The organism is Thauera sp. WH-1, assembly GCF_047806685.1.
Lineage (GTDB): Bacteria > Pseudomonadota > Gammaproteobacteria > Burkholderiales > Rhodocyclaceae > Thauera.
Window position 1 is genome coordinate 426,463 of the sequence record NZ_JBLQGP010000001.1, and the last position, 18,104, is coordinate 444,566.

General features: G+C 67.4%; 19 protein-coding genes. 13 read left to right on the forward strand and 6 right to left on the reverse strand.

Annotation, left to right across the window (positions count from 1 at the left end; all coding sequences use genetic code 11):
* Window positions 1-69: 69 nt before the first annotated feature.
* The 10 genes from nosZ to ACMV5O_RS02115 all read left to right on the forward strand — a co-directional run bounded on the left by nosZ (window position 70) and on the right by ACMV5O_RS02115 (window position 9,806).
* On the forward strand, window positions 70-2,022 hold the full coding sequence (nosZ, locus tag ACMV5O_RS02070; RefSeq protein WP_416161901.1) for a TAT-dependent nitrous-oxide reductase: 1,953 nt from the start codon (window positions 70-72) through the stop codon (window positions 2,020-2,022).
* 161 nt (window positions 2,023-2,183) lie between these two features.
* Window positions 2,184-4,367 (forward strand): 4Fe-4S binding protein, encoded by a 2,184-nt coding sequence (locus ACMV5O_RS02075; protein WP_416161902.1) that lies wholly within the window; start codon window positions 2,184-2,186, stop codon window positions 4,365-4,367.
* Between the two features lie 18 nt (window positions 4,368-4,385).
* The gene (locus tag ACMV5O_RS02080) at window positions 4,386-4,808 is read left to right on the forward strand and encodes a transcription regulator (RefSeq protein WP_416161903.1); all 423 of its coding nucleotides are present in this window, start codon (window positions 4,386-4,388) and stop codon (window positions 4,806-4,808) included.
* Window positions 4,809-4,909: 101 nt separating this feature from the next.
* Window positions 4,910-6,205, forward strand: coding sequence for a nitrous oxide reductase family maturation protein NosD (locus tag ACMV5O_RS02085; protein WP_416161904.1), 1,296 nt, complete (start codon window positions 4,910-4,912; stop codon window positions 6,203-6,205).
* The gene (locus ACMV5O_RS02090; RefSeq protein ID WP_416161905.1) at window positions 6,177-7,124 is read left to right on the forward strand and encodes an ATP-binding cassette domain-containing protein; all 948 of its coding nucleotides are present in this window, start codon (window positions 6,177-6,179) and stop codon (window positions 7,122-7,124) included. Before ACMV5O_RS02085 ends, ACMV5O_RS02090 begins: the two co-directional genes overlap by 29 nt.
* A gap of 10 nt (window positions 7,125-7,134) precedes the next feature.
* Window positions 7,135-7,950, forward strand: a complete 816-nt coding sequence (locus ACMV5O_RS02095; RefSeq protein ID WP_416161906.1) for an ABC transporter permease — start codon at window positions 7,135-7,137, stop codon at window positions 7,948-7,950.
* 36 nt (window positions 7,951-7,986) lie between these two features.
* The gene (locus ACMV5O_RS02100; protein ID WP_416161907.1) at window positions 7,987-8,526 is read left to right on the forward strand and encodes a nitrous oxide reductase accessory protein NosL; all 540 of its coding nucleotides are present in this window, start codon (window positions 7,987-7,989) and stop codon (window positions 8,524-8,526) included.
* Window positions 8,527-8,539: 13 nt separating this feature from the next.
* Entirely contained in the window at window positions 8,540-8,812 is a 273-nt protein-coding gene (locus ACMV5O_RS02105; protein ID WP_416161908.1) for a hypothetical protein, read from the forward strand.
* Window positions 8,809-9,174: a hypothetical protein gene (locus tag ACMV5O_RS02110; RefSeq protein ID WP_416161909.1), complete on the forward strand. Its 366-nt coding sequence runs from the start codon at window positions 8,809-8,811 to the stop codon at window positions 9,172-9,174. Before ACMV5O_RS02105 ends, ACMV5O_RS02110 begins: the two co-directional genes overlap by 4 nt.
* A complete protein-coding gene (locus ACMV5O_RS02115; RefSeq protein WP_416161910.1) occupies window positions 9,171-9,806 on the forward strand; it encodes a nitrous oxide reductase accessory protein NosL in 636 nt (211 codons plus the stop codon). Before ACMV5O_RS02110 ends, ACMV5O_RS02115 begins: the two co-directional genes overlap by 4 nt.
* 124 nt (window positions 9,807-9,930) lie before the next feature.
* On the opposite strand, the gene ACMV5O_RS02120 is transcribed toward ACMV5O_RS02115, so the two are convergent.
* On the reverse strand, window positions 9,931-10,356 hold the full coding sequence (locus tag ACMV5O_RS02120) for a c-type cytochrome (RefSeq protein WP_416161911.1): 426 nt from the start codon (window positions 10,354-10,356) through the stop codon (window positions 9,931-9,933).
* 254 nt (window positions 10,357-10,610) lie between these two features.
* On the opposite strand from ACMV5O_RS02120, the gene gluQRS reads away from it, so the two are divergent.
* Window positions 10,611-11,522: a tRNA glutamyl-Q(34) synthetase GluQRS gene (gene gluQRS, locus ACMV5O_RS02125; protein ID WP_416161912.1), complete on the forward strand. Its 912-nt coding sequence runs from the start codon at window positions 10,611-10,613 to the stop codon at window positions 11,520-11,522.
* Between the two features lie 147 nt (window positions 11,523-11,669).
* Here the strand turns inward: gluQRS and clsB are convergent, their stop codons facing one another.
* The 5 genes from clsB to antA form a co-directional block, all read right to left on the reverse strand.
* The gene (gene clsB, locus ACMV5O_RS02130) at window positions 11,670-12,824 is read right to left on the reverse strand and encodes a cardiolipin synthase ClsB (protein WP_416161913.1); all 1,155 of its coding nucleotides are present in this window, start codon (window positions 12,822-12,824) and stop codon (window positions 11,670-11,672) included.
* A complete protein-coding gene (locus ACMV5O_RS02135; RefSeq protein ID WP_416161914.1) occupies window positions 12,824-13,570 on the reverse strand; it encodes an endonuclease/exonuclease/phosphatase family protein in 747 nt (248 codons plus the stop codon). The genes clsB and ACMV5O_RS02135 overlap by 1 nt, the downstream gene beginning before the upstream one ends.
* Window positions 13,571-13,696: 126 nt before the next feature.
* Window positions 13,697-14,884: an ABC transporter substrate-binding protein gene (locus tag ACMV5O_RS02140; RefSeq protein ID WP_416161915.1), complete on the reverse strand. Its 1,188-nt coding sequence runs from the start codon at window positions 14,882-14,884 to the stop codon at window positions 13,697-13,699.
* A gap of 87 nt (window positions 14,885-14,971) precedes the next feature.
* Window positions 14,972-15,463: an anthranilate 1,2-dioxygenase small subunit gene (gene antB, locus ACMV5O_RS02145; protein ID WP_324541721.1), complete on the reverse strand. Its 492-nt coding sequence runs from the start codon at window positions 15,461-15,463 to the stop codon at window positions 14,972-14,974.
* 4 nt (window positions 15,464-15,467) lie between these two features.
* Window positions 15,468-16,856: an anthranilate 1,2-dioxygenase large subunit gene (gene antA / locus ACMV5O_RS02150; protein ID WP_416161916.1), complete on the reverse strand. Its 1,389-nt coding sequence runs from the start codon at window positions 16,854-16,856 to the stop codon at window positions 15,468-15,470.
* A gap of 317 nt (window positions 16,857-17,173) precedes the next feature.
* Between antA and ACMV5O_RS02155 the strand changes: the two genes are divergently transcribed.
* Window positions 17,174-17,617: a cupin domain-containing protein gene (locus ACMV5O_RS02155; RefSeq protein ID WP_416161917.1), complete on the forward strand. Its 444-nt coding sequence runs from the start codon at window positions 17,174-17,176 to the stop codon at window positions 17,615-17,617.
* Window positions 17,599-18,096: a helix-turn-helix transcriptional regulator gene (locus tag ACMV5O_RS02160; RefSeq protein WP_416161918.1), complete on the forward strand. Its 498-nt coding sequence runs from the start codon at window positions 17,599-17,601 to the stop codon at window positions 18,094-18,096. The genes ACMV5O_RS02155 and ACMV5O_RS02160 overlap by 19 nt, the downstream gene beginning before the upstream one ends.
* Window positions 18,097-18,104: the final 8 nt, after the last annotated feature.

Consider the following 18,104-nt stretch of genomic DNA (forward strand, 5'->3'; position numbering starts at 1 on the left):
CGAGGGGCGCGCGGGGCCGACTGACTGATGGACGCCGGCGATCACACCTGAACACGGGAGCGAGAAATCATGGACGAAAGCAAGATGAACGCGGTCGAGGCGATGCCCGACCCCAGCCGCCGCAAATTCCTCAACACCGCAGCGTTCGCCGGCCTTGCCGGTGCCGGCCTGTCGGTGGGGCTGTCTGCCTGCAACAAGGAATCTGCCCCCACCGCGGCCGCACCCGCTGCAGCCCCGGCGGCGCCGGCGGCCGCCGCCAAGGCCGCCTACAACGACCCGCACCTGAAGCCGGGCGAGCTCGACACCTACTACGGCCTGTGGTCGGGCGGCCACACCGGCGACTTCCGCGTGCTCGGCCTGCCGTCCGGGCGCGAACTGCACCGCGTGCCCTGCTTCGCGCCCGATGCGCTGGTCGGCTGGGGCATCACCAACGAATCCAAGAAGGTCATGGGCACCAAGCCCGACGGCAGCCTCAAGTACACCGTCGGCGACACCCACCACACCCATGCCTCCTACAAGGATGGCAACTACGACGGCCGCTACGCCTGGATCAACGACAAGATCAACAGCCGCATCGCGCGTATCCGCCTCGACTACTTCATCTGCGACAAGATCACCGAGCTGCCCAACGTGCAGGGCTTCCACGGCATCTTCCCGGACAAGCGCGACCCGGTCGATCCGGCGATCAACTACACCACCCGCGTGTTCTGCGGCGCCGAGTTCCACATCCCGCTGCCCAACGACGGCCGCGACCTCGAGAGCCCGGAAAACTACCGCACGCTGTTCTCCTGCGTCGACGCCGAAACCATGGAAGTGCGCTGGCAGGTCATCATCGACGGCAACTGCGACCTGTGCGCGACCTCCTTCGACGGCAAGCTCGCCGCGGTCAACCAGTACAACACCGAGGGCGGTGCGCGCTACGAGGACATGATGTCCGCCGAACGCGACGCCTGCCTGTTCTTCAACATCGCCCGCATCGAGCAGGCGGTCAAGGACGGCAAGTACACCACCTACGGCGACTCCCGCGTGCCGGTGGTCGATGGCACCAAGGCCGCCAATACCGACCCGACGACCTCGCTGGTGTGCTACGTGACCGTGCCGAAGAACCCGCACGGCGTGAACGCCAGCCCGGACGGCAAGTACTTCATCTGCGCCGGCAAGCTGTCGCCGACCGCCACCGTGATCGAGCTGAGCAAGGTGCTCGAGTGGTTCGACGGCAAGCTCGACGATGCCGACAAGTCCATCGTCGCCGAAGTCGAACTCGGCCTCGGCCCCCTGCACACCGCCTTCGACGGCCGCGGCAACGCCTATACCACCCTCTTCCTCGACAGCCAGATCGTGAAGTGGAACGTGGATGCGGCGATCAAGTTCCACGGCGGCGATCAGAGCGCGCAGTACGTGGTCGACCGTCTGGACGTGCATTACCAGCCCGGCCACATCAACGCCTCGCAGTCCGAGACCATGTTCGCCGACGGCAAGTGGCTGTGCGTGGGCTGCAAGTTCTCGAAGGACCGCTTCCTGCCGGTCGGCCCGCTGCACGCCGAGACCGAACAGCTGGTCGACATCTCGGGTGAGAAGATGGTGCTGGTCGCCGACCACCCGGTGCGTCCCGAGCCGCACGACTTCATCATCTTCAAGCGCGAGCTGCTGCAGCCCAAGCAGGTCTACGACATCAACGAGTTCCCGCTCGCGGTCAAGGATCCGAAGGAAGCGGGCGTGTTCCGCGACGGCAACAAGGTCACGGTCAAGATCACCTCGCTGGCGCCGGCCTTCGAGCCGCGCGAGTTCAGGCTGCGCGTGGGTGACGAGGTCACGATCATCCTCACCAACCTCGACAAGATCGAGGACCTGACGCACGGCTTCGCGATTCCGAAGTACAACGTCAACTTCATCGTCAACCCGCAGGAAACCGCCTCGGTGACCTTCACCGCCGACAAGCCGGGCGTGTTCTGGTGCTACTGCACCCACTTCTGCCACGCGCTGCACCTCGAGATGCGCTCGCGCATGATCGTCGAAGCCTAAGCAGGCAGCGTTGCCAGGCTGGACCGGACAAGGGGCGAAAGCCCCTTGTCGTCTTTTGGTCGAGCGCTATCAGGCCCGGCTGAATCAGAAATTGATGATAAACAAGGCGGCACGCCGAAGCCCGGACTAGACTGCCCGCCAGCATTCAACCGGAGCGCACCATGAAGCCGTTCTCCGCCCTGCGCAGCGTCGCGATCAGCGCCCTGCTCGCAGCCTTCACCGTGCTGGGCGCCGTGCCAGCGGTCGCACAGACCGCGTACGAAGCCCCGCTGCCCGCCCAGATCAACACCGACCCGGACCTGTGCGCCCACGTCGCCTGTACCGAGGTGCTGCCGGGCGCGACCCGTTTCTCGCACCGGATGGGAAAACCGACCTACGTCGAGGGCTACCGCGACGAGGGCGGCGAACGCAAGCTGGTGGGCTACGTCTTCCTGTCCACCGACATCGTCGACATCCCGGCCTACTCCGGCAAGCCGGTGATCACGCTGATCGGCATGGACACCGCCGGCATCATCACCGGCACCAAGATCCTGCGCCATAGCGAGCCGATCCTGCTGCTCGGCATCCCCGAGAGCGTGCTGACGAAGTTCGTCAACCAGTACCTGGGCAAGTTCGTCGGCGACAAGATCGAGATCGGCAAGGCGCGCAACGAGGAGGGCTACATCGGCCTCGATGCGATCACCGGTGCCACCGTCACGGTGATCGCACAGAACCAGGTGGTGATGCGCTCGGGCGTGGCGATCGCGCGCCAGGTCGGCATCCTGAAGGTCGAGCCGCGGCCGGCAATCCGGTTCGCCGCGGTCGATGAGCGCCCGAGCTGGGACCAGCTCGTCAAGGACGGCAGCGTGCGCCGGCTCACCGTCAAGCCCGAGCAGCTGGGCATGCCGCGTGCCGCCGAAGCCTATGTCGACATGTTCTTCGGCTACCTGAACACCCCCTCGGTGGGCAAAAGCGTTCTCGGCGACGGCGGCTACAACAGCCTGATGTCGCGCCTGAAGGACAACGAGCACGCGATCTTCATCATTTCCAACGGCAGCGACTCGTTCAAGGGCTCGGGCTTCGTGCGCGGCGGCATCTACGACCGCGTGCAGGTCGCGCAGGACATGGACGCCTACACCTTCCGCGACCTCGACTACCTGAACCTGTGGGGCGTCCAGGCCGAGGGCGCGCCGGCCTACAAGGAATCGGCGATCTTCATCATCCGCGATCCGGGCTTTGCCGCGGCCTATCCATGGAACCTGGTCTTCCTCGGCAACAAGCTCGACCGCAACACCGGCCACCGCGACTTCGTCAGCTTCGACAGCGAGTACTGGGTGCCGGCCAAGTACATGGAAGGCGGCCGCCCCAAGGTGGTCAAGCCGGACGCGCCGTGGGTGCGGGTGTGGAAGATGCGCGCGGTCGAGATCGTGCTGTTCTCGGTGCTGCTGGTGGGCGTCGCCACCGTGTATGCGATGCGCGACCGCCTGACACGCATGGCCTCGCGCAAGAACAAGTGGCCGATCGACGCCTTCAAGTACGCCGCCTGGCTCGTCAGCATCTTCTTCGTCGGCTTCTACCTGCTCGCCCAGCCCTCGATCACCCAGGTGCTGACCTGGTTCCATGCGTTGCTGTTCCAGTGGAAGTGGGAGCTGTTCCTGACCGACCCCTTCATCTTCCTGTTCTGGATCTTCATCATCGTCACCGTGTTCCTGTGGGGACGCGGCCTGTTCTGCGGCTGGCTGTGCCCGTTCGGCTCGCTGTCCGAACTGCTGTACAAGATCGGCGGCAAGCTGGGTCTCAAGCGCTTCCAGTTCATGTTGCCGATGAAGTGGCACAACCGGCTGAAGTGGGTGAAGTACTGGGTCTTCTTCGGCCTGCTGGCGGTGTCGGTGCTGTCGATGGGACTGGCCGAGAAGCTGGCCGAGGTCGAGCCCTTCAAGACCACCTTCCTGGTCGGCCTGTTCAACCGCAGCTGGCCCTACACCCTGTTCGCCGCCGGCCTGCTCGGCCTGTCGATCTTCACCGAGCGCCCGTTCTGCAAGTACCTGTGTCCGCTCGGCGCCTCGCTGGCGATGCCGACGACCTTCCGCTGGTTCGGCCTCAAGCGCAAGCAGGAGTGCGACTCGTGCAAGGCCTGCGCAGTGGGCTGCGGCTCGCTGGCGATCGACGACAAGGGTCGCATCGACCATCGTGAATGCATGCTGTGCCTGGACTGCATGGTCATGTACACGGACGACCACGCCTGCCCGCCGCTGGCGCAGGAGCGCAAGCGGCGCACCAAGGCCGGCCTGACGCTGACGCCGATCGGCGCCGACGGCTACTTCATCCCGATCAAACCGGTGGCCGGCGCCGCCCGCAAGGCCTGAGAGCAGGAGGACAAGATCATGGTCGATCCGCGCATCCTGACCGAAGCGGTCCATCCCCCCTACGAGGACAAGGGCGCCGTGCGCCTGGTGGCCGAGCTGTGGGACCATCTATGGCCGTGGAGCCGCAGCGGCTTCGCGCGCCAGCGCCTGATCCAGGCCGCCGGCCTGGCGCTGGCGCTCGCCGCCAGCCTGGCCTGGGTGCTGGCCGCGATGGGCAGCCTGACACCGGGCGCCATCATCGGCTGGTGGTTCGGCTGGAGCGTGTTCGAGGTCATCGTGCGCCTGGGCTCCAAGCCCTACGTGAAGGACGGGCCGTGGTGGGGGCGCTGCTACCGCAAGGCGAGCCTGATGGACATGGTGTGCTATGTCGGCTTCAAGAACCTGCTGATCGGCGCGACGCTGTTCCTCGCCCTGAAGAGCCTGGGCCTGCTCGTCATCTGATCCGGACGTCATCGACCGCGGCGGGCGCGGCTTCACCCAGATCAAGGCATCATGCGACACTTCGCCGCACACTGCTTCCCGTACCGCACCCGAACCGATCGATGCTCCTGCCTGCACTCCGCCGCCGTCTGCCCCGTCTTGCTGCCGCCCTCGCCGTGCTGGCCGCCTGCACGTTGCCGGCGAGCGCGGCGACCTGGCGGGTCCAGGCCGGTGAATCGATCCAGGCCGCGATCGAGCGCGCCGCCCCCGGCGATGTCATCGAGGTCGAGCACGCGCGCTACGTCGAGAACCTGCGCATCGACAAGCCGCTGACGCTGCGCGGCATCGAGCGCCCCACCATTTCGGGCGCACTGCGCGGCGACACCATCCGCGTCACCGCCACCGACGTCACGATCGAGGGCCTGATCGTGTCCGACTCGGGCGACAGCCTGCGCGAGCAGAACGCCGGCATCTACCTCTTTCCCGGCTCGGACCGCGCGGTGGTGCGCAACTGCGACATCACCTACAGCCTGTTCGGGCTGTGGATCGAGAAGGCCAACGACGTCCTCATCGAGGGCAACCTGATCACCGGCAAGCGCGAATACGCCTCGTCGCAGCGCGGCAACGGCATCCAGCTCTACAACACCCATCGCGCGCAGATCATCGGCAACAACATCAGCTTCGTGCGTGACGCACTTTATGTCGATGTCTCGCACGACGCCGTGTTTCGCGACAACAAGCTGCACCACAGCCGCTACGGCACGCACTACATGAATGCCTACGACAACCTGTGGGAGAACAACGACACCTGGATGAACCGCGGCGGCCTGGCGCTGATGGAAGTGCGGCGGCTCACCGTGCGCAACAACCGCGCCTGGGCCAACTCCGACCACGGCATCATGCTGCGCACCATCCAGGACTCGCTGATCGAGAACAACGTCGTCGCCGGCAACCAGCGCGGCTTCTTCATCTACGACGCCGAATACAACACCCTGCGCGGCAACACCGTGGTCGACAACGTGGTCGGCGTGCACCTGTGGGCGGGCTCGAAGAACAACGTCGTCGAGCGCAACGACTTCATCTTCAACCGCGAGCAGGTGCGCTACGTCGGCGCCCGCGACATGGTCTGGGGCGAGAAGGAAGGCAACCACTGGGGCAACTACCTGGGCTGGGACCGTGACGGTGACGGCATCGGCGACGTGCCCTACGAGGCCAACGACCTCGTCGACCGCCTGACCTGGCGCCACCCGATGATGAAGCTGCTGCTCGGCAGCCCGGCGATCCAGACCCTGCGCGTGGTCGCCCAGCAGTTCCCGCTGCTGCGGGCGCAGAGCATCGTCGATCCGAATCCGCGGATGGCGCCGAACAACCCTGACTGGAGCCAATGGCGTGGCAGACACTTCCCGCGCACACAATGAGCCCGGCGCCGCGGTGATCGTTGCCCGCGGCGTGCGCAAGCACTTCGGCGCGATCCATGCGGTCGACGGCGTCGACCTCGACATCCGGGGCGGCGAGCTGTTCGGCCTGATCGGCCACAACGGCGCCGGCAAGAGCACGATGTTCAAGATGATGCTCGGCCTGATCCCGCTCAGCGCGGGCGAGATCCGCATCGATGGCGCGCCGGTCGGCGCGGGCGGCGGCAGCTTTCGCGCCGTGCGGCGCAAGATCGGCTACCTGCCGGAAAACGTCGTGCTCTACGACAACCTCACCGGGCTCGAGACGCTGGACTTCTTCGCCCGCCTGAAGGGCGTGTCGCCGGCCGACAACCCGCGCGTGCTCGAGCGCGTCGGCCTCACCCAGGCTGCCCGCCGGCGTGTCCGCGAATACTCCAAGGGCATGCGCCAGCGCCTGGGCTTCGCACAGGCGCTGCTGGGCAAGCCGCGCATCCTGTTCCTCGACGAACCGACCAACGGCCTCGACCCCGAGGCGATCCGCGGCTTCTACGCCATTCTGCGCCAGCTGCGCAGCGAAGGCGTGACCACCGTCATCACCTCGCACATCCTGGCCGAGATCCAGGAGCGCGTGGACCGGCTGGCGATCATGACCGCCGGCAAGGTGCAGGCGCTCGGCACGGTCGCCGGCCTGCGCGAGCAGATGAACCTGCCGCTGTGGTTCGACGTGCGCGTGGCCGCGGCCGACTTCGAGGCCGTGCGCAACGTGCTCGGCCACCTGCCGGTGGGCGCGGTCGAGGCACACGACGACCATGTCGCCGTGCAGTGCGCACGCGAATCCAAGATGGCCGTGATTGCCGCGCTCGCCAGCCTGAATGGCAAGGTGCTCGACCTGACGGTGCGCGAACCCTCGCTCGAAGACGTGTTCTTCGGCTTTTCCGACTGAGAGGCAGGCCATGGAGTTCTCGCAGATCGCCGCCATCGCCGGCAAGGAGTTCTGGGACCGCATCCGCAACCGCTGGGTGCTGGCGGTGGCGCTGGTATTTACCGTGTTCGCGCTGTCGATCGCCTACTTCGGCTCGGCCCAGCAGGGCGCAGTGGGCTTTCGCTCGATCGAGGTCACCATCGCCAGCCTGGTGAGCCTGGTCATCTACCTCATCCCGCTGATCGCGCTGGTGCTCGGTTTCGATGCCATCGTCGGCGAGCGCGAGCGCGGTTCGCTCGACCTGCTGCTGTCGATGCCGATCACCCGCCTCGAGCTGCTGCTCGGCAAGTACCTCGGCCTGGCGGGGGCGCTCACCTTTTCCACCATCGCCGGTTTCGGCCTGGTCGGCGTCGTGCTGTCGGCCCAGCTCGACGTCAACGCGCTGTTCCATTACTTCGGCTTCATGCTCAGCTCGGTGCTGCTGGGCTGCGCCTTCCTCAGCCTGGCGGTGATGCTGTCGGTGTTCGCCGGCGACCGCACCCGCGCCTCCGGGCTGGCGATCGCACTGTGGTTCTTCTTCGTGCTGATCTTCGACCTGCTGGTGCTGGGCGTGCTGGTGGTGACCGGCGGCCAGTGGGGGGGCGAGGCGCTGCCCTACGTGATGCTGCTCAACCCGGCCGACGTGTTCCGCATCCTCAACATCTTCACGCTGGAGGAGGTCCGCACGCTGTACGGCCTGGCCACCGTGTTCCCGCCCGTGCTCGCCCAGCCGTGGCTGCTGGGCCTGGTGATGGCGGCATGGATTGCGGTCCCGCTGGCGATCGCGGCGTGGCGCTTCCGGCGCTGAAGCCCATCCTGCAATGAACGAATGGAGCGATTTCCCATGTGCACACACCCTGCCTGCCACAGCCGGCGCCGCTTCCTGATCGGCGCCGCGGCCGCCGGCCTGCTCGCCGCCTGCGGCAGCGGCAGCGAGGGCGGCGGCGCCCTCGTCCCGCTCGAGATCGACCGCAGCACGAGCTGCGCGCTCGACGGCATGATCCTCGCCGACTATCCCGGCCCCAAGGTGCAGATGCATTACGCCGGACGCGCCGAGCCGGACTGGTTCTGCGACACCATCGAGATGTTCAGTATCCACCTGAACCCCGAGCAGGCGCGCGCGGTGCGCGCGATCTATGTGCAGGACATGGGCAAGGCCGACTGGGACAACCCGCAAGGCCACTGGATCGACGCCAGGACCGCCTTCTACGTCTTCGGCTCGAGCCGGCTGGGGGGCATGGGCCCGACGGCCGCCTCCTTCTCCAGCGAAGCCGACGCGCGCGCCTTTGCCGAGCAATACGGCGGCCGGGTGCTGCGCTTCAACGAGGTCACCGCCGACATGGTGGTGCTCGACGGTGGCGCCCTCCACGACCAACGCATGTAATCGAGACGACGACATGGACCCGCTCTACGACGCCCTGCCCCCCGACGACGCCGAACAGGTGCAACGATTCAGCCGGCTGATGTACGAAAGCCGCGAGCATCGTCGCACCGTGCTCGAGGCCTTCGGCGCCAGCAGCCCTGAAGCGCTGCTGGCCCGCATCGAGGCCGCCGAAGTGGCCGAGCACCCGGCCTACGAGCACTACCTGGCCGCGCGCATCCTGGGTGACACGCACGAGATCGCCCGCAGCGAGGTCGCCCGCATCCTGCAGGAGGTCAATGCGCGATGAGCCTGCACCCGCAACTGGCCGCCACCCTGGCCGCCGAACGTGCCGCCAGCCTCGCCGCCACGCCGTGCCTGACGCAGGACGCGCTGACGCTCACGCTCGCCAACGGCACCGAACTGACCGTCCGCTACGCGGCCGAAGACGCCTATTCCCTGCGCTGGCGCTGCGCCGACGGGGCGGAACTGGGCATCGACACCGCCCCGCTCCACGCCGGGCTGGCGAGCGCCCCGAATCACCTGCATCGGGCCGACGGCACGGTCGTGGCCGACCCGCTCACCCGTATCGACGACACCCCGGAGAACAACCTGCTGCGTCTGGTCGATGCGCTGATGCGGGACCCCCTGCTGTCGGGCCGCGCCGCATGATCATGGTCGACCGTCGGCGACGCGCCCTGCTGGCCGGCGGTGCCGTGCTGGCCGCCGGCCTCGCCGGTGTGCTGTTGTGGCAGCATGGCGCGCGCCCGACGGTCGCCTTCGAGCCCCCCGCCGAGGACATCTGCATCGTCCCGCCGGCGCGCGTGGCTGCGCCCCACCCCTACGACCCGGCCTCCGGGCTGGCAATCCACGACGCCCGTCCTATTCCCGTCGATGCGCGCTGTGCGGTGTGCGGCATGTACCCGGCGCGCTTCCCGCGCTGGGCGGCGCAGATCATCTTCGAGGACGGCGCGGCGCACTTCTTCGATTCGCCGGTCGACCTCTTCCTGTTCCTTGCCGAGCCCGCGCGCTTCGACGCCACCCACCGCGCCGACGACGCCGCCGCGCTGTATGTCGCCGACTTCCGCAGCGGGCGCTGGCTCGACGCCCACGAGGCGGTGTTCGTCATCGACAGCCGCATCCTTGGCCCGATGCGCGGCCCCGACCTGCCCGCCTTCGCCGACGTCGCCGCAGCCGAGTCCTTCATCGCCGAACAGGGTGGCCGCAGCCTGCGCTTCGGCGACATCGAGCCTGCCACCGTTGCCGGCCTGCGCGACGCGAACCACCGCCACCACACCCACTGAGCCTGCGGGCGTGCCCCTGTGCTTGCCCCATGGGCTCGCCCTGGTCACGTGAACGCAGATGGGGCCCGCGCGGGCCCCATCTGCCAGGCAGGCGGTGTCCCGCCCGCCGCGCTCGCAACCAGTCTTACTTCGACAGCGCGACCATGTGATCGACCGCGGCCTTCACCTCGTCATCGGTCAGCGAAGCGCCGCCGCCGCGCGCCGGCATCATGCCCTTGGAGCCGGTGTAGCCCTCGATGGCGTGCTTGTACAGGATCTCCTCGCCCTGGGCGATGCGCGGGGCCCAGTCCTCCTTGTCGCCCGGCTTCGGGGCACCGGCCACACCGGCCGCGTGGCACAGCGCGCAGGTCTTCTTGTAGACGCCCTCGCCGACGGCATTGGCCGGGGCCGCGGGCGCGGCCGGGGCCGCCGGCGCAGGAGCCGGAGCGGCGGCGACCGGGGCCGGCGCGGGTGCGGCGGCCGGCGCCGCCGGGGTTCCCGAGTCGGAACCGCCACAGGCGGCGAGCAGGACGGATGCGGCGGCTGCAAGGATGAAGGGGAACTTGCTCATAGGTTTTCTCCGTTTCGTCGTGATCAGTCGCAGCAGGCGGGCTGCGAATGATGGGCACACTAGCGACAAAGGCGGCGCATTGGATTGATGGCCATCAAATTGCGCAAGACGGACCCCCTGCCTGTCCTCGTCCGGCGCCCGCCGTGCCCGGCAACCCGTGCGCGCTGCCGCCTGCGATGCGGTGCTATGATCGCGCGCAGCCTCGATTCCACGTCGTCCGTGACGCGCTCCTTGCGCACGCGCCGTTCAGGTGCATGAGCCTCCACACCTCACCCTACATCGGCCGTTTCGCCCCCTCCCCCACCGGTGCGCTGCACTTCGGCTCGCTGGTGGCCGCGGTCGGCAGCTACCTCGACGCAGGCGCCCGCTGCGGGCGCTGGCTGTTGCGCATCGAGGACGTCGATGCGCCGCGCAGCGTGCCCGGCGCAGCCGACAGCATCATCGCCACCCTGGCGCGTTTCGGCTTCGAATGGGATGGCGACATTGTGTGGCAGTCGCGCCGCACCGAGGCCTACCAGCACGCGCTCGATCGCCTGGTCGCCGACGGCCTGGCCTATCCCTGCGCCTGCAGCCGGCGCGAACTGGCCGACGCGCCACTGGCGCGCGACGGCTCACGGCGCTATCCGGGCACCTGCCGCAGGGGTCTTCCGCCCGGGCGTCACGCACGGGCCTGGCGGGTGCGAGCCGAGGGCGTGATCCGTTTCGACGACGTCATCCAGGGCCCGCAACGGGTCGAGCTGGCGAGCGACAGCGGCGACTACGTGGTGCGGCGCGCCGACGGCCTGTTCGCCTATCAGCTCGCGGTGGTGGTCGACGATGCCGAGGCGGGCGTGACCCACGTCGTGCGGGGCGCCGACCTGCTCGACTCGACCGCGCGCCAGATCCACCTGCAGCGCCTGCTCGGCGCCCCCACGCCGATCTACGCCCACCTGCCGCTGGCAACCAATGCGGCCGGCGAGAAGCTGTCCAAGCAGACGCTGGCGCGCGCCGTGGATGCGCAGGCGCCGATCCCCGCGCTGCTGGCCGCGCTGCACTTTCTCGGCCAGCAGCCGCCGGACGCCCTGTCCCGCGCCACGCTCGCCGAGTTGTGGCAGTGGGCACGCGCCCACTGGTCGATCGACACCGTGCCGCACTGCCGCCAGGCGGTTGCGCACGGCTTTTACTGACAATCCGGGATGCGCGCCTGCGACATCAGCACTCACGGCGAGACCGTTCGCCCTGTGCCGGCGGGTCGGACAGTGGTGAGCGGGCGCTGCATCAAGACCGAACACCCTCGCTGGATCGGGCGCTGAGCCCCTGTCGGCCGCGCCCGCTCAGTGGTGACGGCCGAGGCCGGCGAAGCCGATCGCCAGGCGCACCAGCTGATAGGCGACCCAGCTCAGCGCGCGCCGCATCGCCGGCAGCCGCTGCCAGTCCGAAGTCCGGAGTTCGCGCGCGCCGGCCTCGATGGCGCGTGCCAGGCTGGCGCGCAATTGCGTGGCAAAGGCCCTGTCGTCGATCACCACATTGGCCTCACGCGCCAGCATCAGGCTGAAGACGTCGATGTTGCTCGAGCCCACCGTCGCCCAGCAGTCGTCGATCACGGCCACCTTGGCATGCAGATGGCTGCGGTGGTACTCGTACAGCCGCATGCCGCAGCCAAGGAAGTAGGGATACAAGGCGCGCGTGGCGTAGGCCTGCATCGGGTGGTCGGCGAGCCCCTGCAGCAGCAGGGTGACACGCACGCCGCGCGCTGCCGCCTCGGCCAGCGCCTGGCGGAAGCGGCGGCCGGGGAAGAAGTAGGCGTTGGCGATGAGGATCTCGCGCTCGGCGCGCTCGATGGCGAGCAGGTAGGCCTCCTCGATCGCCCGCCGGTAGCGCAGGTTGTCGCGCAGCACGAAGGCGGCGCGGATCCTGCCGGCCGGTGCGACGCGGGCTTCGACACGCAGCGGGTGGTACTCGCGCCGCCGAAAGCTCGCCCACGCCACCAGCCACCACAGGCGGTGGGCGGAGGCGAGAATGGGTGCCAGCAACGGTCCCTCGATGCGTACCGCATAGTCGTAGCGCGGATGCGGCATGCCATGTGGGGCAAAGTCGTCGATGATGTTGATGCCACCGACGAAGGCCTGGCGTCCATCGATCACCACCAGCTTGCGATGCAGCCGACGCAGGCGGTGGCGCTGCAGGGACAGCAGGCGCACCTCGCGTCGGTAGATGAGCACCTGGACGCCGGCGTCGACGAGTTCGGGCATCAGGCTCGAGACGAAGCTGCGCCCGCCGAAGCCGTCGACCATCACCCGCACCGCCACCCCGCGCGCCGCCGCCCGCACCAGCGCCGCCGCAATGCGCCGCCCGGTGCGATCGCTCTCGAAGATGTAGCTCTGCAGGAAGATCTCCGAGCCGGCGCCATCGATCGCGGCTTCGAGCGCGGGAAAGTATTGCTGCCCGTTCTCGAGCAGCGCCACCGCATTGCCGCCGACGAACTGCATCAGGGCGCCGGCTCGAGATCGGCGGTGAGTGCCGCATGATCGGAAATCTGCGCCCAGGGCGCGCCGTAGTGCACCTTCGCCTGGCGGACCCGGAAGCCGCGCACGTAGATGCGGTCAAGCCGAAAGAAGGGCAAGGCGCTGGGGAAGCTGCGTGCGGGCCGCCCACGCCCGCTGCCGAAAGCCTCGGTGAGGCCGAGCCGGGCACCGAGCAGGTCATCCGCGTGGTTGCGCCAGTCGTTGAAGTCGCCGGCGATGATGAGCGGCGTGTCGCCCGGCGCGAGTTGCTCCATGCGCTCGGCCAGCGCGGTCATCTGGCGCCGCCGGCTGCCGGCCATCAGTCCCAGGTGCACGCACACGCAGTGCACCGGCGTGTCGAAGGCGGGCATCTGCACCTCGCAGTGCAGCAGGCCGCGGCGCTCGAAGCGGTGGTCCGAGACGTCCTGGTTGGCGGTGCTGAGGATGAGATGGCGGCTGAGGATGGCGTTGCCATGATGGCCATGGTCGTACACCGCGTTACCGCCGTACGCCGCCTGCTGCCAGGCGTCCTCGGCCAGGAACTCGTGCTGCGGCTGCTGCGGCCAGTCCGGATGGCGCGCCGGGTGGCCCAGATGCAGGCCCTGCACTTCCTGCAGGAAGACCAGATCGACGTCCAGGCTGCGCAGGCGCTCGCGCAGTTCATGCACCACCATGCGGCGGTTGAACTGCGAAAAGCCCTTGTGGATGTTGTAGGTGCAAATGCGCAGCACGCGTGAGCCTCCTCCCCTTCAGGACGGGATCGTCGATACCGGCCAGCAGGGCTGGCTTGCGCCTGCGAGTTTACCGCGCCCGGCGGCACGCGTGAGCAATCCTCATGCGTGCCGCCGGGCAAGGACTCACATGTTGCAGCCGCGGGCCGGGTCGGCAAGGGCCTCGATCGGGGTGGCGATGACTTTGTTGTCGACCCCGCGCGCCTCGCGCAGATAGATGTTCTGCACCGGGTTGTGCGCTTTCGACAGGGTGAAGCGGCCGCGCGGGCTGTCGACCGTGGCGTTCTCCATCGCCTTGATGATCACGTCCTGCTTGCGCACGTCGCCACCCGCAGCACTCAGGCCGGCGTGATAGAGCTGGGCGGCGTCATAGCCCTGCACTGCATAGACGTCGGGCTTGAGCTTGTAGGTCTGCGCATAGGTGCGCCGGAAAGCGACATCCTTGTCGTTGTCGAGTCCGTCGGCGTAATGCAGGGTGGTGAGCAAGCCCTCGCCCGCCTCGCCCATCGCCTCCAAGGTACCGTCGGTGAGGAAGCCGGGCGCGTACAAGGGGATCGACTTGTTCAGGCCGGCCGCCGCATAGTCCTTGACGAACTTGGCCGCGCCGCCGCCGGCGAAGAACACGAACACCGCATCGGGCTTGAGGGCGGCGATCTCGGTCAGGAAGGGCTGGAACTCGACGTTCGGGAACGGCAGCGTCATCTCCTTGGCCACCTTGCCACCGGCCTGCTCGAACGCCTCCTTGAAGCCGTCGATGGCCTGCTGGCCCGCGGCGTACTTCCAGGTGAGGGTGACCACGGTCTTGTGCCCGCGCTCGGCGGCGACCTTGCCCATCGCATAGGCAGGCTGCCAGTTGGAGAACGAGGTGCGGAACAGGGTCGGGGCGCACAGCGGCCCGGTAAGCTCGTCGGCGCCGGCATTGGGCACGATCATCAGGGTCTTGGTGTTCTGCGCCACCCTGGCCATCGCCAGCGCGACACCCGAATGGACCGTGCCCACCAGCAGGTCGACGCGCTCGCGCTTGATCAGCCGCGTCGCCTTCTCGGTGGCCTTGGCCGGGTCGGATTCGTCATCGACCGCAAAGTACTCGACCTTGCGCCCGGCGAGCATCCCGCCCTGCTCATCGACGTACTGCTTGAAGCCGTTCGTGATGGCCGCGCCAAGCGCGGCATAGGTGCCGGTCGAGGGCAGCATCAGGCCGATCCGCACCGGCGCATCCTGAGCGAGCGCGATCGGCGCTCCCAGGCTGAGCATCGACAGCAGGCCGGTGACGCACAGCGCACGCGGCAGACCCGTGGTGGTGAAGGCGTTCATTGTCTTGTCTCCTCGTGTCGGGCCCGCCCGCCGCCCAAGGGTCGGACGGGTCCATGGTGGTTGACTCTGCGCGAATCTGCGTCCGGATCAGAGATGGTAGAAATCGAGCACGGCGTTGATCGTGTCGTTGAGCAGGACCACGTGCTTGCGCGTGATCTTCCAGCTGTCGCCGGCGGGCTTCAGGTGATAGGTGACGTAGCCGTAGAAGTGCTCCGAGACGCCGAAGCGATAGTGGAAGGTCGTCCAGTTCGCCTTGACCTCGAGCTCGCCGGCCTCACGCTCGGCAATGCGCACATTGCTGATCTGGTGCTGGGTGCGCGGCATCGGCGTCGACGCGGCGGACTTGCCGGTGCGGATGCGATAGACGCGATCCTCGAGGCCCGAGCGGTTGGCGTAGTAGATGAGCGACATGCCGCGCTTGGGGTCGGTGGTGTACTCGTGCTCGGAATCCCACTGCGGCACATGGAACTCGCTGTGCTCGTCGAACAGCTCGAGGTACTCGTCCCAGGCGCGCTGGTCGCACAACTCGGCCTTGCGATACAGGAACTGCTCGACGGCATATTGCTGGTTGGGGTTCATCTGCTCACTCCTCGTTCGACTGCTGCAGCTTCTTGTCCAGGCCCTTGAGCAGGAACTGCTGCCAGGCGCCATGCTGATTCACGTATAAGCCCTCCTGTGTGAACTCGGTGCCCGTCAGCACCGGGGCAATGCCGATCGTGCGGCTGTTGGCGGTCTCTCCCTCCACCCAGTTGTCCTTGCCGCGCGAGATGTCGCTCCAGCGCTCGAGCCGCGCCTGAAAGCCGCGCTGCGCCTCGCGGAACTCGACCAGATCATCCGGCGTGCCCATGCCGGAGACGTTGAAGAAGTCCTCGAACTGGCGGATCCGGCTCTCCCTGTCCTTGTCCGACTCGCCCTTGACGCCGATGCACTGACTGATGATCTCGGTCTTGTTCCACGCCAGCGGCCGGATGATGCGCAGCTGCGAACTGATCTGGTCCATGAAGAAGAGGCTCGGATAGATGTTGAGGTTGCGCAGCCGGTGCATCATCCATTCGGCGCGCGGCTGGCCATGCTGCTCGACCAGACGCGGCATCGCAGTGGCGTAGCCGGGGCGCACGCTCGGGTTGGGCATGTCGCTGTACAGCAGGCTGTGGCCGTTGCGGAACGAGAACCAGCCGTCGTCGGTCTCGGCATCCCCGGCGCCCAGCTTGCTGTAGTCCAGCGTGCCCGCCGCGGCGCTGCCCTTCTCGGCATTGACCTCCTGGCGCCGCTTGACCGTGGCGACGTAGTTGTAATGCACGGTGCTGACGTGATAACCGTCGAGGCCGTTCTCGCACTGCAGCTTCCAGTTGCCATCGAAGGTGTATTGCGAGCGCCCGGGCAGGACCTCGAGCTCGCCGGTGGGCGACTGCGCCACCATCATGTCGAAGAACACCTTCGCGTCACCCAGAAAGTCCTCCAGGCTGTCGGTGCCGTCCACATCCAGGCTGATGAACACGAAACCCTTGTAGCTTTCGATGCGCGCCTTCTTCAGGTTGTGCGCGGCCAGGTCGAAGTCCTGCGGATACTCGGACGGCGCCTTGACCTTCAGCAGGCGGCCATCGCTCTTGTAGGTCCAGGCATGAAACGGGCAGGTGAAGGCCGCCTGCTTGCCCTTGCACACACGGGTGAGGGTTGCGCCGCGATGCTGGCAGGCATTGACCAGCGCATTGAGGCCGCCGTTGCTGTCGCGGGTGATGATCATCGGCTGGCGGCCGGTACGCATCGTCACGAAATCGTTCGGGTTGGCGATCTCGCTCTCGTGACAGGCGTAGATCCAGTTCTTCTCGAAGATCATCTCCATCTCGAGATCGAACAGCTCGGGCTCGGTGAACATGTCGCGTGCAATCCGGTACACGCCATCGCTGGGACGGAAATCCAGGCAGTTCGTGACGAATTCACGCCATTCGGTGTGGGTTCGGGTGGTGTTCATGGGGTCTCCTCGCGGTGGGCTTGCTACGGGAGCCATTAGACGTTCGCCGCGCTGTGCCAGCTATCCGGGAAGTGGGGGATCTCTGTCCACAAAATCCGGCCTCTGCCTGAGGCCCCGCCGGACACCCGCCAGGCGGCCGCCGCAGTTGCACAAGTACCTGAAACGACTATGATTTACAGGCGACTGAGCGACAGACTCAGCGGGCGAGAGCCCCACCCCCGGACCCAGCATGGACACCCCCGATGCAGAGACACATCGCCGCCGGTTCGCCGGATCTCCTTACCGTCCGCCGCGACCCTGAAGGCGCGCGCTCGTGGATGGCCGCGATCTGCGGCCCCCACCTGCTCAAGGTCGGGGCACCGAACCGGCTTCAGTTCCAGCATTCGGGCAACGTGCTGAAGTCGATGTCGACCACGATGGGGATCATCGAGTACGGCACCGACGTCACGATCGGGATCCGCAACGAGACGCCGCTGAACTGCTACAGCCTGAGCCTGCCGGTCACCGGCGAGCAGGAACTTGTCACCCCCAGCGGACGGCTGGTCTCTGATCCCGATACCGGCGTGATCGTCTCGCCCGAGGACACGCAGGAACTCACCATCGCCGGCAACTGCCGCAAGCTTCAGGTTGCGATCACGCGCGCGGCAATGCGCCAGGTGCTGCAGGAACTGCTTCAGCGCCCCGTGGAACAGGCCTTGATCTTCGATCCCGGCATGGATGCGGCCAGCGGCCGCCAGGCCGCATGGTCAGGCACCTGCTGAGCGAGATGGAGGGCGCGGCCGAACTGTATGGCGACAGCCACTTTTCGGCCGATCTCGAGAAGGCCCTGATCAAGGGCCTGATCCTGTCACAACCGAACAATTATTCGGCTGCGCTGGCGCAGGCGGCGGGCACCAAGCATCCCCACTACCTGCTGCGGGCGAAGGCGTTCATGCACGCGTGGGCGCACGAGAGCCTGGCGCTCGAAGACGTCGAGGCCGCAGCCGGCGTGTCGCGGCACAAGCTGTTCGAGGGCTTCAGGCAATACTTCGGGCTGTCGCCGATGGCCTACCTGAAGCAATACCGCCTGGAACAGGTGCGCCGGAACCTGCTCGACGACCGCAACCATGGCAACGTGTCCTCCATCGCCATGGACTGGGGCTTCACCCACCTCGGCCGCTTCGCCGCCGACTATCGGAAGCTGTTCGGCGAAACCCCTTCCCAGACGGTCACGCGGCAGCAGGCCAGGCACGCGCGCTGATTGCCCCG